The organism is Vibrio fluminensis, from assembly GCF_015278125.1.
Lineage (GTDB): Bacteria > Pseudomonadota > Gammaproteobacteria > Enterobacterales > Vibrionaceae > Vibrio > Vibrio fluminensis.
In genome coordinates this window covers 93,488-109,097 of record NZ_JADILO010000002.1, presented here as the reverse complement: position 1 = coordinate 109,097, position 15,610 = coordinate 93,488, and the positions used below count along the sequence as shown (strand labels likewise).

Below are 15,610 nucleotides of genomic sequence, written 5' to 3'. Positions count from 1 at the left end.
TACACAACGCAAGCAGTTTAATAATAATTTTCAATAACCTAGTAATGACTATCCGCCAACAAGTGATACTTTTCACTCATATCAACTCAATATATTGACTGAATAGAACAAACTAGATAGGGTGATTTTTGTTCATATTAAGGAGGCAGGGATGAAACCAACCATTGAAAATGTACTCAATGAAAATAACTTTAACTGGATGGTCAAAGAGTATCATTGCCGGGTTAAGAAAGAAGAGTTCACCTGCTCATGGCACTACCATTCCGAGTATGAATTAGTACTCTACCGAGATCAAAACGGCGTATTTAAAGGTCGCTACTTCGCTGGTGATGGGATAGGTGAAATAAACCACAACAGTTTACTCCTTTATGGGCCTGGTTTACCCCATATGTTGATAGGTAATATAGATGGTGATGCTGAGCGCGGTCACCATTCATTGATCTTTTGGTTCCGTCATCAATGGGTTGAATCACTGATAGAAAACTTTCCTGAATTGAAAAACCTAAGTCGATTACTTAAACGCGCCTCTTACGGATTACAATTTAGCCATGAAACTGCTGAGTACATCCATCAGCAGCTAAGAAATATCGAACACTATGAACCGCATCACCAATTGCTTAGAGTCCTACAAGCTCTCTGTGCATTAGCGGATGACGAATCTTCAAGTAAATTATCACTGCATGCCTACGGATTACATAATGCTAATCTGGATGATGAATCAACTCGGCGTGTGGAAATGGCTCGTCAATTTATCGAGCAAAACTACGCTCGGCCAATTAAAATTGATGATCTTTGCCAAACGCTTCATATCAGCGAAAGCTCCGCTTATCGATTATTTGAGCGCCATTTTGTCGAAAGCTTTTCAGAACACCTCAAACGTTTTCGCATTGGCAAAGCCTGCGAGATGCTAGTTAATACCCCGCTATCTGTCGCTAGTATTGCCGAGCAAGCGGGCTTTAATAACATCTCAAATTTTAATCGCCAATTTAAGTCGTTAAAGGGAATGACCCCTTCAGATTTTCGTTCTCAATTCGACTGAGTGTGATCACCCCATTATCTGGTATACAAAAACCGCTCTAAGCTTATTTTGACAAGCTTAGAGGGACAGACACAATTAGACCAAGCTTGTAAGGACAGACACCATTACAAACAAAAACAAGCTTGTGAGGACAGACATCAATAAATCCTTGCTAAAGGGCTAAGCTATCTCGAATCACCAAGATGCGACCATCGGTGTAATATTCATGATCATCATCTAATGCAACTGGTTCACTTAATGCCGCAAATTCTATTTGATGATTAACGAATTGCTCACTCACTTGTTGCGCCAGATTATCGCGTTCTTGGTCTACATTCGGGTCAACACTATGTAATACGGTGACAATTCCTGAATATGGTGTCAGTTGTAGACCATCATCGTAACTTAATGCCCCAAGCCAAACGGTTTGCTGAGAACTTGAATCCAATCCCGCTTGCCACCAGCGAATGTGACTGCGACGCATTAAATCGCCCGGTAACTGAAATGCCATCTCTTGCGGCTGATTATTCCAAAACAGATCGGAGACTGGTGGTGTTTTGTCTTGCAACAGACGAATGTAATCTTTGAGCTCTATCTCGTTACGTGAAAACGTTTGGTTTTCAATCCAGCCTAATTGCAACATCAAGTCTCTAGGGTTTTCGCCAATAAACATCACGTTCATCGCCTGTGCGTCATAAATGTTAGAGATTCCCGGATACACTTTGTAAGCAAGATCTGTCAATTCAACCACCGTTGCGTTATCACTTTCCGGCGCTTTCTTTGCGAAGTCATCTGCAAAAAGGAAAAAGTGACTATAGTTCGCCCACAACATTAAGGCGAAGAACACCCCGCTGAACTTAGTAAACAATAAACGCCAGCGCAGCTTGTGCCCTAAATAGAGAAATATCGCGCTTACTGTGATCGCTAATAGAGTGTACTGATGCTCAACCAATACGAGCTTCACTTGATTCAGCAACGGAAATTGATCGATACCATAAGCCAATAAATACCCCCACATAACAAATTGGCCAACACCAAGTATCAAGCCAATAGTGCTAAAAAGAGTAAAGCGCGACCAAGAAATCTTATTTGTACCCGCAATAAATGGCACCACCCAAGCCACCGGACCCAGTAAACGCGCAAACGCCAACACATAGTTACCTTTCTTGCCCATCAAATGACGACAACGGGCGATCGGGCGTCGGGTTTTCGGCTGCCACTTAACCAACTTTTTCTGAGCCGGTAAACCGACATAACGCCCTATCCAATAGCTAACATGATCGCCAATAAAGCCACCGAACAGCACCGCGATAACACCAATCCATATCCCTTGATGAAGTTGATAACCCGCAGCGAGCAAAAATGGCTCACCTGGTACAAATAAATTCGGACCAATAAGGGCATCAAGCAATGCCCCTATAAACAAACTCATCCCATCAAACATTTGCTGCCCCTACAACGATTATTGCTCTTTGTAATGGCCGAATTTGTACTCCATTTCGTTATTGCGCATCTCACCAAAGAAGAAGCGACGTACATTCGCTTTTAAATAGGTTGCCCCCATCTTAAAAATACCATCTTGGTCTAAACGACGAGGATCAAATCCGAAAGTCAGTTTTAAAAAGCGGAAACGCCAAGTCTTACTCGCACGTTTCACGTAATCACAATCTTCACACAGCGTAATCGCCAAATCGAAACCGCCAATTTCGTTATGGACACGCTTAGTTGAAAAGATGCACGCCCCTACCGCCGTTGGAAAAGTGTATTGAGTGACAAATAAACCTAAGTTAAACAAGCCGTAACCCAACTTATGTACTAAAGGTAGGTTTTTCGCCCCCATATATACACCAGCGACTTCTAGTTGCTGATCTTCTAGCTGACTAATCGCATTGGCGAGAAAGTTACCATCAAGGCGCACATCGGCATCTAGAAATAAAATACGTTCATATTGCGCCATCGCAGCCCCTGTATTACGACCTAAACTCACGCCGCGTGTATCCATTCTATGGATCGTCAGTTTTGGTAATGAAGCTTCAAACGCTGCGGCAACTTGGCGTGTGTTGTCTTCACTATTTGAATCCACAAGGATCACTTCAAACTCTTGATGAGTCTGATTGCTTAAGTCGTTTAACAAACGGCCAATACGCTTTTCTTCATTTAGGGTAATCACTACAATACTTACTGGTCCCATCTTATTTTTCCTCTTAGTGATGGCTGATTATGGGACTAGCATATCGATACCTAACTTAACCCATCGTGAGTTATTCGTTCAGATACGGTTCATGTTTGCAGTACTTTGTATTGCTTAATCAAATTACAGAGTCGTGTAGAAGAAAATGATGTGTTTTTCACCAGCAAAACGGTAGGAATGAAGATAATATAACCACTTGTGAAATAAGTGCCTTTTATCGCTTACAAACTAGGCTGTAACTAGGGAAAGGTATTGCTCTTGATGGTATAGAGTGATAGTATCCGCGCTCGCTGTTGGAGTAACTACCAATTACTCATCAGCGTTTAGCACAATATGAGGTCGCATCATATTGTGGAATCAATACTTATTTTACGAGAGTAATACTATGAAATTTGAAGCAGTAGTACGTACTGAACTAGGTAAAGGTGCGAGCCGCCGCCTACGTCACGCTGGTAAATTCCCTGCTATCGTTTACGGTGGTTCTGAAGCTCCAGTATCAATCGTTCTTAACCACAACGACATCGTTAACCAAATGGACAAGCCTGAGTTCTACGAAGGTATCGTTCTAGTGATCGACGGCGCTGAAGTTAAAGTTAAGCCACAAGACGTTCAACGTCACGCTTTCAAGCCAAAAGTTGAGCACATGGACTTCATCCGCATCTAATTCCTTTACCAAGGAATTAATCGGAGAAAATCCAGACCTTTTGCATAAAGATTATCGGACTTACCAACCGAGACATCTAAAAAATTCGAAACCCCAGAGACTTACCACCTCTGGGGTTTCACCGTTTTAGGTATCTAAATTCTTATCGAATTCCTTCCCTATTCTTCATACCGTTCAAGCTTTAATTGGCCAAATGCGACTTATCGCACCAAGCTAATATAATAACAGGAAACAAGTGATTCTAATTTTGCTTCACTTTGATAATAGGTCGCCTATTGTGTATGACTTATAAAGAACTACGAGGTAACGGTTTGGCTACGCAAACGAGCGAAATGCGCTGGATAGTTATTGCGAATGTGACGTTGTTGCTCAACCATATCTTTAAATGAAGGGCCTTGGTCCAATTGCAAGATCACTTCACTGTCATCAAAGCGCAAAACTCGACCCTTGACCTTAATCTTATTATCGAGTCCTAAGCTTAAGGTTCCCGTCAAAGTCAATCCGCGATATAAACTGGCAAAACTGTTCATAACAATACGTATTCCCTTTTCAGAGATTTCGCTTACATGAAATAACTGATTATCGATGCTGACGACCGGCATCGCCCGACGAGGGTACTTCAGTCGGTAATACCTGCGTTTCTGCACGAAGTCATCCATGTCTTGTTTCCTTGTTTCAATTACATACTATTCTTGGGCGTCATTATAACCATCGGCTATTAAAAACCAAACTTTAGCAACGGGTTAATTAGACTCAGACGAATAAAACTTGATGACAAAAGAAATCTTCTCTCGACGCAAAAATCTATTGCTGTACATAAATTAAGTTAATCTTAAAATTGCCGCCTGTTCCCTATCTTTCAATCTAACAATAATGAACGATATTCGTTTTGGCAATGCTATGGCGGCCTTATCTTTTGCTCTTTGGGGCATGCTGCCACTTTACTACCAGTTCTTACCTAATGCAGCAATGGACGAACTTCTCGCATTTCGCATTATGGCTTCGGTTCCTTTTGCGGCTTTAATGGTGATATTTCTACAAAAGAAAACCATTAACCTCAAGGCCATCCTTGCAGACAAACGGTCATTTAAAATGGCGTTCATTGCCAGTTGCTTAATGTGTGTCTCTTGGACGGCGTTTACTTGGGCAATGACCAACGACCGAGTCATGGATGCTAGTTTAGGTTTCTTTATTAGCCCTCTGACAATGGCAGCTTTAGGGGTATTTCTGCTGGGTGAGCGCCTAAGCTTAGGTAAGAAAATCGCCCTGCTGTTAGCTGGTACGGGCTTACTTTATCAAGTAATGCAGTACGGACAAGTACCCTATATCGCCTTATGTATGGCAGTCTTCTTTACGCTTTATGGCTACTTCAAAAAGAAAATCAGCTACGACTGGGCAACCTGTCTCTTTGTTGAAGTACTCGTTTTAACGCCTTTCGCAATGGCGTATCTCCTATTTAAGCAATCAACAATCGGTGCCGAGTCGCTTGAATCTGGTTGGCAAACGCTCGCACTCTATATTGGCTCTGGCCCGGTAACTCTGGCCCCATTGATCTTCTATTCAATGGCGATTCGTTTAACAACGATGTCTAACGTGGCACTAATGCAGTACATAGAACCTAGCTTGCAGTTCCTACTGGCGGTATTCTTATTCGGTGAATTATTTGATGAAGTAAAGCTAGTCAGCTTCAGTCTTATTTGGGCAGGCTTACTCTTTACCATCATTGAAAGCATGATAAAACGACGACCACTTGCTAAACCTTGATCGCATTCCTTACGAAAGAAGCCCTGTATCACAAGTCAGGGCTTATCAGCTCTGTCTGAGCACCAGCAGGTCGAAGTCGGCTTTAATGCTCTCGCCCAGAGGGGTTAGAGCCAAATTCGACTTGTTGGTAAATATCCGCTAATTTTTTTGGTACCTTATTGGCACTTTTTCGCTTAGCTTTTAGATCAATCGTCGAGGATTGCTCTTGCAATGCTTTTTGATGTGCCTTTGCTGATTCAAGATACTTTGAATTCGCCATCGCTTGTTGGCGAGCACGATTTACGCGATCTAGTGTGTCCCACAACATACCTCACCTCCATACACTGTTTATACATACAGCACATGCGTTCGACGATAAATGTCAATAAAATACTGGGTAAAAAACCAGTAATCATGAGTAAATCGTCCGTTTGGTTTAGTTCGCGCCTATCAGCAAATTACATCTCTATGCTATTACTAGGCTAACCATACAAAATACGCGGTTATGTCCGTGATCTTGCTTCAATACAGGATAAAAGGTTTGCATTAAATTACTTAACAACCATTTAACCCAAATTCATTGATTCAAAACTAATCACTATGAGTGAGTTAATGAAATAAAAAGTAGCACCTCTCATTTATAGCCAATGACTGTGAATTTGATCGAATAACTTTTTCTACAAGATAGTTTCTTTCTATCCTCATGGTAGTGTCATTTATCAACAGAGTACTTACTAAGAAACAGGTAACAACGAATATTTGGCGTAATAGGTATCGCAAGGAGCAAGATAGATGCCAGGGAAAAACTATGATTAGGAGCGATAACCTTCTCTACGATGCAATAAAATCTCGTATTTTTATTAATATGGCTTTTATCGCCGCGATTGGGCTGATCACGCACACTTTGATCACTCAACACGAGTTAGTGGGTTTTTCTTATGCTCTGTTTCCTATAGGTATGCTAATTGCGCTGTTCTCTAAGTCAGCAAGCCGCAAGAGGCTGTTTGGGCTTCTATCTTTCGCTCATATTTTGATTGGCGGAATGATAGAACCACTTGAAATAGACGCGATAGAAAAATCATTTCTACTGCTTCCACTCTGCTATTTGATCCTCTTCCCCAATACCGTCTGGCCTATTGTTATTGCGACACTATTGGTTTCCCATTACTTTCTATCCGTGCCAACCGATGACCTCTATGAAATGGCGGACGACTCAGTCAAATTGATGTTAATCACTGTTTTCGCCACGAGTATGACTTATTACAAGATCAAATCAGACAAGCAATTGAAAAAATACCGTGACGATAGCCTGAGTGATGTATTAACCCAATTACCCAATCGTCGAGCCTTCTATCAATACATCGCACGCTACGCAGACTGCACCATCGATAATCATGATTTTGTGTTACTTAAAATCGATATCGATAACTTTAAAGATGCAAATGATTCATTCGGACCACAACAGGCAGACGTTTTACTGAGATTTATTGCAACACGCTTAAAGCAGGTAACCGTTAACAAAGCAGAGTTATTCCGTCTAGAAGGCGATGAATTCGTCATTATCGTTACTGAGAAGGCGAGCATTGAACAGCAAGTTGAAGGAATTGTCCGTGAATTGTCTCGACCAGAGAGATTCCATTTCGAGTTAGACCGTGGTTTCTACCAAGTCACCTTTTCTATCGGGATATCTTCGCTCAAGAAAGCCACTAACAACCGAGACATTTGGCTAAAAAATGTCGACATCGCGACCCTTAAAGCAAAAACAACCGGTAAAAACCGCGTACGTTGGTACGATGAATCATTGTTAGATGAAACTATTCGCGCACACCAAGTCGAAGTAGAACTCGAACAAGCCATAAGGCTCAACCAGTTTGTACTCCACTATCAGCCCAAAGTGTCAATTAAAGATCAACGAGTCAAAGGCGCTGAAGCGCTAGTTCGTTGGGATCATCCTAACTTGGGTATGATTAGCCCAATTGAATTTATCCCCATTGCGGAAAAGACCAAACAAATCATCATGATTGGCCGCTGGGTTATTAAGGAGGCGTGTGAGCAAGCTAAGCGTTGGCATGATGAAGGGGCATCAATTCAAATTTCGGTTAATGTTTCGACCGTGCAATTTGCTCACGATGATCTACTCACCTATATCAGACATATTCTGCGAAGAACAGAATTGCCACCGCACCTACTTCAGATTGAGATTACAGAAACCACTTTGATGAAAGATACAGAACGTGTCACGAGAATCTGTAAAATACTCCAAGAAGAAGGGATTACTATTGCTGTGGACGACTTCGGCGTGGCCTACTCTTCACTCAACTATCTGAAAAAACTTCCAATCGACGTGCTCAAAATCGATAAATCATTTGTTGATGATTGCGTAAACGCACACCATGACCATATGTTGGTCAGAACCATTGTTCAGCTTGGTCACAATATGGGGAAACGGGTGATTGCGGAAGGTGTCGAGCATGAAGCTCAACGCGCTTTACTGCAAAACGAAGGGTGTGATGACTATCAAGGCTATCTATTTTCTCAGCCATTGCCCGCTGACGTTTTTGAGGCTTCATTTGTCAAAGCGATACCTAGCGAATGGGCGAGCCAACTTAAAGCTTGTCAATAGAATCCAAAACCCACTCCGCTCTATCTAGTATCTCATGCTGTGTAGCATCGTCTAGCGCGTCCCAAGAGCGATATATCATACCAATTCGAGGGTTATTACCTATCGTATGTCTGTTTTTGTGCATGAATCGCCAATATAGACTATTCAAAGGACAGGCACTTTCGCCAAGCTTCTCTTTGACGTTGTATTGGCACGACTTGCAGTAGTCGCTCATACGATTAACATAAGCGCCACTGGCTGCATAAGGTTTAGTTCCAACGACACCGCCATCAGCAAATAGCGCCATCCCCCTCGTGTTGGGCATCTCAACCCACTCAATAGCATCAATGTATATACCTAAATACCACGCATCAACTTGGTCGGGATCAATCTCAGTGATCAGACAGAAGTTACCGGTAATCATCAAGCGCTGAATATGATGAGCATAAGCGTACTTGAGCGATTGTTTGACTGCTTGGCGAACGCAATTAAGCTGTGTGTCCCCTGTCCAGAAATAACTTGGCAACTTCCGTTTTGCGTTGAGCGCATTGATGGTCTTGTAGTGAGGCATATTCGCCCAATAGACACCACGCACATACTCACGCCAGCCAATAATCTGGCGAACAAATCCTTCAATTTGTGCAATATCGATATCATCGCGTTGCTGATAAGTATTGATGGCTGTCGTGATGACCTCAATAGGGCTAATCAGTTTACTGTTAAGTGCAAATGAGAGACGACTGTGATAAAGACTCCAAGCGCTATCATGCTGATCTGTCATCGCATCTTGAAATGAACCAAAATTAGGCAAACAGCTTTGGCAAAAAAACGCCAATAAATTCAAACTTTGACTGCGAGTCACTGGCCAAAGCAGCTGTTGATTCAACTCACCGATGGTCGTTACATGATGACGCTCCATACGTTGCTTGATATGACTGATATCGTTGCCAAACATCAATGGTGCAGGCAATTGCTCAAGGTCCTTTTTTTTCAGCGATTTTCGATTGCGCGCATCAAAATTCCACTTACCACCTTGAGGCTTTCCCTCATCCATCAATATGTCATGTCGCTTACGCATCCCACGATAAAAATGTTCCATCAATACATGCTTACCCTGCGGAAATCGCTGATGTATTTCCTCAAATGGCAGCAAAAAATGCTCACTGTCGACACAAGATGATTTACATGGCCACTGGTGGTGAGTTAATTGTTGTGACAAGCGGTATTCGTCTGGCCGTTGATACTCAAATCGCTCAGCTTGATAATGGCTAATCAGGTGCTCAATAAGCGTAGGTAGTGTGTCAAACTCAGCGGTATTATCGAGATCTAAATAGTCCACATGGTGACCGGATTGACGCAACAAAGTCGCAAAAGCTTCCATTGCAGCAAAAAATGCTGCGACCTTTTGTCCATGATGTATAACGTAATCAGTCTCTTGCTTTAATTCAGCAATAACATAAAGAATGCTTGGATCGAGCTCCTTAAACCAAGAATGTTGATGGTTAAGTTGGTCGCCCAGTACCAGTCTAATCGTTGTAATTTTCATCATTTACGCTCGTATCGGCCAATCGACCATATCAACGCTGTCTGAACCAAGATCACTGTCGCCATTCCAACAACTCACAAACTTCCCTTCCGGGTCGTACATCATTGCTTGCTTTGCTTGGTCAAAACGTCTTGACATGCTGCTTGCGCCCACTCCCGCAATGTACTGCCAGTTTCCCCAGTTTGAGGCAACGTCATAGTCGAGTAATTGACTTTCAAAGTAAGCCGCTCCGTAACGCCAATCAATACCTAACTCATGTATCAGACAACTAGCCGCCAATTGCCGACCTCGATTCGACATGTAGCCGGTTTGATTAAGTTGCTTCATGCAGGCATTCACCAAAGGAAACGCCGTTGCGCCAATTTTCCATTGTTTAAAGCGTTGGGGATAGAAAGTCGTCAAAGGAGGCTTGCCTGTAACGCCGGAAAAATGAAACAGCTTTTTACCACTCTTAAGTGCATTCCAGTGAAAATACTCTCTCCACAGCAACTCAAAATAGATCCAGTAAGTAGAGTCGTTGCTGCCGTTTCTTTTCTCGTAGTTGGCCAGCATTTCCATCACTTGACGCACAGATATCGATCCATTGGCAAGCCAAGGAGAGAATTTAGTCGAGCACTCTTTTCCATCAAGCTCATTGCGAGTTTGCTTATAACTACTGGCAAAAGGCGTGGAGAAATAACACATGGCATGTGCCAACGCGAATGATTCTCCCCCGATGAATTGATCTTGGCTACTTACAACTAGACTTGGCAGCATAACCGTTTCAAGACCGTGTTTAGCCGGATGTGGCAACTGGAAAATTTCAGAATTGGTTTTGCTCACAGGGAGCTCTTCCACCTGTTTGCGAAACTTAGTAAATGACGTCGGCAACTCTTCGACAGAAAAAGGTAAATCCAATTGCTGAAACAACGACCGTTGATGATGCTGAGAAATTTTGATGCGTGGGAAGTAAACCCGTAAATGTTCGATGACCAATTGCTCATCACTAGATATAAAATCATCGCAGTAGATGTGGGTGACTGAATCAGCAGAACATAGGTGGGATAACGCGGTAAATGGATGAATATCAACAATGTCGAGATGCTGACCGTACTCTCTTAAGCTCTCATCAAGACCATTTAACGTTTGCAGGAGAAAACGTTCCCTTGAATAACCAAACCTTGATTCACTCGTGAAATGTTTTAGATATTCGGAGAAAGAAGGTAAGCAAAACAAACAAACTAACTTGTCAACTTCACGCGCAGCTTTGTCGAGCAAGACATTGTCGTTTAATCGTAAATCGTTGGTAAACCAATATACTCCAATCTTCTCATTGCGCATACACTCACCGTCTTACGTTAGTTTTCTCCCTATTGGTTACGCAAAATGTTACGGCTCGGTTCAGTGTTACCTCAGAAAAGCATTATTACTCAAAGATTAGTATGCAAAGTTCACATGGTGTTGGCGTATCTAAAACACTGAGTATCAGCATGAACACTACAAAATTAGCCGATCAAAAAAGGGAGCCTCAGCTCCCTTCAGTAATTATTGTAGATAAGCGTTTAGCATCCACATCAATTTTTCTTGTTCACGGATGTAATCACCCATTAGAGCCGCAGTACCTTCATCTTCAGCTTCACCAGCTTGCTCTAAGATTGCACGCTGTTTCAGAATTAACAGGCTAAAGCCATTGACCAGACCTTGCACACATTCTTGACCTTGACTAACGTTTACATGCTCTTTTAACTCGCTAATTTCTAGGTAACGGGTAAAGCTATGGTCTGGCGTATGACCTAAAGTCAAAATACGCTCTGCAAGTTCATCGATTTTGGTTTGTAAGTCAGTGTAGATCTCTTCGAATTTTACATGCAGTTCAAAGAATTGCTGACCTTTGATATTCCAATGATAGCCACGAGTATTCATGTAAAGCACTTGGTAATGCGCTAGCAGTTGGTTAAGTTGCTCAGACAATTGAGCTGTTTTTTCACTGTTTAGACCAATTAAAGTAGTTTGATTAGACATTCTGATTCTCCTAACTCGACTTGGCAGTGATTATGTTCTGCCGTTCTGTTTCTATGGAGCTAGAATATCCCTTTTGATGTTAGGGGTAAAAATGCTTAAAACTATACTAGTGATTGGTAAAAACGATTATACCCAGACACTCGAAAGTGCTGGGTATGTACGATGCCAGGTAACCGTCGCCGTACCATGACTATTAACTTTCTGCTTTGGTTTAATTCTGACTGCACTATTGAGTGATATAAGGGTGTAAACGAACCGTTCTCAATCCAAATTACATTTGATCTAGATTAGTTTGATTTCTCAAAGCCTGTAATATCAAGTTCTACTGGTTCACCAAGCCAGTATACATACGCAGTGTGGTCGAGGTAGTCGTCGCCAGTCACGGCATGAACTAACACTGAATGACCACTGCGATTCGCTTCTAGCCACTCGATTAGGGTGTCAAACTGCTGATGGTTAAAGTCTATTTCAAAACTCCATTTAGTGTGCGGCCCCACCAGCCTTTGATTGAATCGACCCACAAATAGGCCGAACTGCTGAGAAATATGCTCTCGAATTTCAGCGGCATAGTTGCTACTTAGTTGATCGAAATAGAAATGAGCATGGTAGTCTTGATGACGATTTACGGGATATGGCATAACGAAACTTTCTTCTAATCTTTATTTATTCGCAATGTTAACAGCAAAGAAAGAGCGGATCAGTTGTGCTTACATTCCTTACATTTGTGTGACCTAACTCTACGATCCGTTTCGAGACACTCGCTTAATCGGTATATTTTTACGCTTGCGTCATGATTTCATGATATACCCAAGAAAAAAGTCATTTGAGAGGTATAAATGGCAACAATAAACGACGTATGCCGCGCTGCTGGCGTATCCAAAGCCACTGTCTCGCGGGTTATTAACGGAACAGGTCAGGTACGTCAAAGCACCCGAGAAAAAGTTGAAGCGGTAATGAAACAGCTTGATTACCGCCCTAGCGCTGTGGCTCAAGCTCTTGCTAATCAAAGCGGTAACAGCATCGGTTTGGTGATCTCTGACTTTACTGGTGGTTACTTCGGTAGTCTGCTGAAACAAGCCTCTGTGAGTGCCGAATCAATGGGTAAGCAATTGCTATTTGCTGATGGGCACAATAACGCGGAAGACGAACTGAAAGCCGTTCACTCCCTTGTCGAGAAAAAATGCGACATCATCGTTCTTTACAGTCGAAAGCTGACTTGTGAACAAGTTATCGCTTTAAACCATTCGGTGCCGATTCCTATCGTTAATGTAGGCCGTGTCCTACCAAAAGATGCCGGCTATTCCATCGCATTTGATCAGTCTGACGCAATAAAAAAAGCTGGAACGCATCTAATTCAACTAGGACACACACATCTGAGCTATATGGGCCCAGAACCCTCGACTCCGACGTCCAAACTCAGACTCGAAGGCTTCTTAAAATTAGTCGAGGACCATGCTCAACAGGGAGTGAATGGCGATATTTACCCATCGTCATTTGGCTTTGAGGAAGGTTATCTCGCCACCAAACAACATCTTTCCAATGGCCAGGATTTCGGCACCGCCATTGTCGCCGCCGCTGACGACATCGCGATTGGTTGTATCAAAGCACTAAAAGAGCACGGCATTCGCGTCCCAGAAGATATCTCAATTGTCAGTATCGATAATGACGCTTGCTCTTCTTTCATTTCCCCTCCCCTAACCACGGTTAATATTCCAATAAAACATATTACCGAGAGAGCGATGACAGTTGCCAAACAACTCATAGAAACCGGACAGCCACCAGAGCCTGAAATCTATACTGGCGAACTAATCATCCGCGATTCCGCAATCGCCAAATAAACTAAGCGAGTAAGTCACCTCTCCTTACTCGCCAGTTCTCTTTGCTTATTCCCCCTACAACAGGGACAGACATTTCAATTCTAGTTATAAAGACCATTTACTTAGGACAGGCACCTTAATTCTGTAATTGCACTTTCTTAGGACAGACATCATTAAGAACTGACGTATTTAAGGACAGAATTGACATCTAATCCCCGCCCCGGTTAAGAGTCCAAAGGTCACTGGTTTAAAAAATAAAATATGAGTACATTTGTTCGATATAACGAATACAGAGGTGCATATCGCTCAGGCAAAAGAAGTTTTCGTCTACTGAAGAGTTATAAGCGATGAAGATATTTTAGATAAGTTAACTATCAAGTCTAAAAAGATTAATGCGTTGCCGGTTTAACGCATGTTTGAGAGCTGCTGAGTTACGCAAGCACCCAATAACAGTGCATCGTTTACGCTCAAGTTGCGCACAAGCCTCTAGCCAATTTTCTCTATTTATATTAAGTCGCTGTAGTATTGATGGCATCGTTGAACATAATGAGGCTTTATCCTCTCGATATTGCCGTGCCGTCCAGTCAACCAACTCAATATAATCCATCAACCTCATTGGTATACCATCTAAGTCCAAGTTGGTTGGATTTCTAATGAATGGATGAAGACAAGGGGCTATTTCTTGCTGACGCCCTAAAGCCTGTAAACGCGCTTGGATTGACGTAAAATCCGAGGATTCTGGCGTTTCTGCTACACCTGCTCGTAAAGGGTTTAAGTCTACATAAGCCATGGCAGCAATCAGCGCTTGGTCATCAAGCAAAGCCTGACTTCGAAAACGTCCTTCCCAAAAGTGGCCTTTACAATCGTCTTCTTTGTTTGCTTGACAAGAGATCGCAAAGTTGATTTCTTTCATAAACCAACTAAGACTCCACAATCGATCGCGCCACATATCAATAATTGACTTACAAGCATCAATTTCTGCTTCGGTTCTTAGTTCTCTTGCTAGCCACCGGACAATTAATACGGGTAACTGATGATCATGTTGCCACCTTGCAACAACCTCATGGTCGGACAATGCCAAAGCTTTATCCCGATTGATATGAACCACCAAATGATAATGATTACTCATAATTGCGTAAGCGCATATATCAATACAATAGATTTGAGCAAGCGAGTAAAGCTTACGCTCCACCCATTCACGACGATGCTCATAGTTTCGGTTTGTAAGAGGGTCAAAACCGCACAAGAAACTGCGTCGTACACAGCGAGAAATGCAGTGATAGTAAGGTGTTGCATCCACTGAAACTTGCTGTTTTCTTGCTATCGTCATATCCATGCTCGGTCTTATAATCAATTGAGATAGATTAAAAAGACACCAAATGGAGCGCAAGATCGCAAGCTGAATTTCACCATTAGCATATCAACAAACCATACTTTTGTTTCCTTAGAGTGTCTGTCCAATTAAGAAGTACATATTCTTAAAGTGTCTGTCCTTTTTAGAAGATCCCCCTCAAGTAGGCGTGCATAAGCGACTGTCCCCACATTATTGGTTGTGCAAAATTTGATCAGGCAAACACTATTTCATTACTCACTCCCATTTTATGTGAAGTCTTACGCACAGATGTAACCGGTTACAGAAACCGGTTTCTTTAGTGGCTATATTGACTGTTAATTAATCACATATAAATCAATGAGGAGCACAAAATGAAGATTTTCCTTTGTTGTGCAGCGGGTATGTCGACCAGCATGCTAGTCACAAAAATGGAGAAAGCGGCACAGGAGCAAAACTTAGAATGTGAGATTTCAGCCCATTCTGTGGCGGAATTTGATGACTGCATTACGGTTTGTGACGTTTGTCTAGTTGCTCCACAAGTAAAATTCAAATTTGATGATTTCAAGCGGGAAGCCGAAGCATTAGGTAAAGGTTGCGGACTCATCGATATGATGAATTACGGGATGCTCAAAGGCGATGCCGTTCTCGAACAAGCCATCGAGCTCTATCGATCTCGCTAAAATATATGACTGGGG

Annotated in this window: 15 protein-coding genes; 6 read left to right on the top strand and 9 right to left on the bottom strand. The window is 42.3% G+C overall.

Translation table 11 applies throughout. The features are described from left to right. Positions 1-151: 151 nt before the first annotated feature. Entirely contained in the window at positions 152-1,039 is an 888-nt protein-coding gene (locus IRQ95_RS03140) for a helix-turn-helix transcriptional regulator (RefSeq protein ID WP_194435548.1), read from the top strand. A 151-nt stretch (positions 1,040-1,190) separates the two neighbouring features. On the opposite strand, the gene IRQ95_RS03135 is transcribed toward IRQ95_RS03140, so the two are convergent. Together IRQ95_RS03135 and IRQ95_RS03130 are read right to left on the bottom strand one after the other, a co-directional pair. Then, a complete protein-coding gene (locus IRQ95_RS03135; RefSeq protein WP_194435547.1) occupies positions 1,191-2,462 on the bottom strand; it encodes an LssY C-terminal domain-containing protein in 1,272 nt (423 codons plus the stop codon). A gap of 18 nt (positions 2,463-2,480) precedes the next feature. Then, positions 2,481-3,209 carry a glycosyltransferase family 2 protein gene (locus IRQ95_RS03130; RefSeq protein ID WP_194435546.1) on the bottom strand — a complete coding sequence of 243 codons (729 nt, stop codon included), beginning with the start codon at positions 3,207-3,209 and terminating at the stop codon, positions 2,481-2,483. A 385-nt stretch (positions 3,210-3,594) separates the two neighbouring features. On the opposite strand from IRQ95_RS03130, the gene rplY reads away from it, so the two are divergent. After that, the gene (rplY, locus tag IRQ95_RS03125) at positions 3,595-3,873 is read left to right on the top strand and encodes a 50S ribosomal protein L25 (RefSeq protein WP_005598831.1); all 279 of its coding nucleotides are present in this window, start codon (positions 3,595-3,597) and stop codon (positions 3,871-3,873) included. 296 nt (positions 3,874-4,169) lie between these two features. Here the strand turns inward: rplY and IRQ95_RS03120 are convergent, their stop codons facing one another. Next, positions 4,170-4,532 carry a PilZ domain-containing protein gene (locus IRQ95_RS03120; RefSeq protein WP_194435545.1) on the bottom strand — a complete coding sequence of 121 codons (363 nt, stop codon included), beginning with the start codon at positions 4,530-4,532 and terminating at the stop codon, positions 4,170-4,172. Between the two features lie 214 nt (positions 4,533-4,746). Here IRQ95_RS03120 and rarD point away from each other — a divergent pair, with 214 nt between their 5' ends. Next, on the top strand, positions 4,747-5,637 hold the full coding sequence (gene rarD / locus IRQ95_RS03115) for an EamA family transporter RarD (protein WP_194435544.1): 891 nt from the start codon (positions 4,747-4,749) through the stop codon (positions 5,635-5,637). Positions 5,638-5,719: 82 nt separating this feature from the next. Here the strand turns inward: rarD and IRQ95_RS03110 are convergent, their stop codons facing one another. Continuing rightward, positions 5,720-5,944 (bottom strand): hypothetical protein, encoded by a 225-nt coding sequence (locus IRQ95_RS03110; RefSeq protein WP_194435543.1) that lies wholly within the window; start codon positions 5,942-5,944, stop codon positions 5,720-5,722. 480 nt (positions 5,945-6,424) lie between these two features. Here IRQ95_RS03110 and IRQ95_RS03105 point away from each other — a divergent pair, with 480 nt between their 5' ends. Further along, positions 6,425-8,239 carry a putative bifunctional diguanylate cyclase/phosphodiesterase gene (locus tag IRQ95_RS03105; protein WP_194435542.1) on the top strand — a complete coding sequence of 605 codons (1,815 nt, stop codon included), beginning with the start codon at positions 6,425-6,427 and terminating at the stop codon, positions 8,237-8,239. Here the strand turns inward: IRQ95_RS03105 and IRQ95_RS03100 are convergent. The 4 genes from IRQ95_RS03100 to IRQ95_RS03085 all read right to left on the bottom strand — a co-directional run bounded on the left by IRQ95_RS03100 (position 8,223) and on the right by IRQ95_RS03085 (position 12,403). Then, positions 8,223-9,764, bottom strand: a complete 1,542-nt coding sequence (locus IRQ95_RS03100; RefSeq protein WP_194435667.1) for a cryptochrome/photolyase family protein — start codon at positions 9,762-9,764, stop codon at positions 8,223-8,225. The genes IRQ95_RS03105 and IRQ95_RS03100 overlap by 17 nt on opposite strands. Positions 9,765-9,767: 3 nt before the next feature. After that, on the bottom strand, positions 9,768-11,084 hold the full coding sequence (locus IRQ95_RS03095) for a DASH family cryptochrome (protein ID WP_194435541.1): 1,317 nt from the start codon (positions 11,082-11,084) through the stop codon (positions 9,768-9,770). A 204-nt stretch (positions 11,085-11,288) separates the two neighbouring features. Continuing rightward, positions 11,289-11,765 (bottom strand): Dps family protein, encoded by a 477-nt coding sequence (locus IRQ95_RS03090; protein ID WP_194435540.1) that lies wholly within the window; start codon positions 11,763-11,765, stop codon positions 11,289-11,291. Positions 11,766-12,052: 287 nt separating this feature from the next. Beyond that, entirely contained in the window at positions 12,053-12,403 is a 351-nt protein-coding gene (locus tag IRQ95_RS03085; RefSeq protein WP_194435539.1) for a DOPA 4,5-dioxygenase family protein, read from the bottom strand. A gap of 198 nt (positions 12,404-12,601) precedes the next feature. On the opposite strand from IRQ95_RS03085, the gene IRQ95_RS03080 reads away from it, so the two are divergent. Continuing rightward, positions 12,602-13,603, top strand: a complete 1,002-nt coding sequence (locus tag IRQ95_RS03080; RefSeq protein ID WP_194435538.1) for a LacI family DNA-binding transcriptional regulator — start codon at positions 12,602-12,604, stop codon at positions 13,601-13,603. A gap of 346 nt (positions 13,604-13,949) precedes the next feature. Here IRQ95_RS03080 and IRQ95_RS03075 read toward each other — a convergent pair whose 3' ends face one another. After that, complete coding sequence (locus IRQ95_RS03075) at positions 13,950-14,912, bottom strand: transposase (RefSeq protein WP_194435666.1); 963 nt, start codon at positions 14,910-14,912, stop codon at positions 13,950-13,952. A 374-nt stretch (positions 14,913-15,286) separates the two neighbouring features. Between IRQ95_RS03075 and IRQ95_RS03070 the strand changes: the two genes are divergently transcribed. Then, positions 15,287-15,595 carry a PTS sugar transporter subunit IIB gene (locus IRQ95_RS03070; RefSeq protein ID WP_194435537.1) on the top strand — a complete coding sequence of 103 codons (309 nt, stop codon included), beginning with the start codon at positions 15,287-15,289 and terminating at the stop codon, positions 15,593-15,595. The last annotated feature ends 15 nt before the right edge of the window (positions 15,596-15,610 follow it).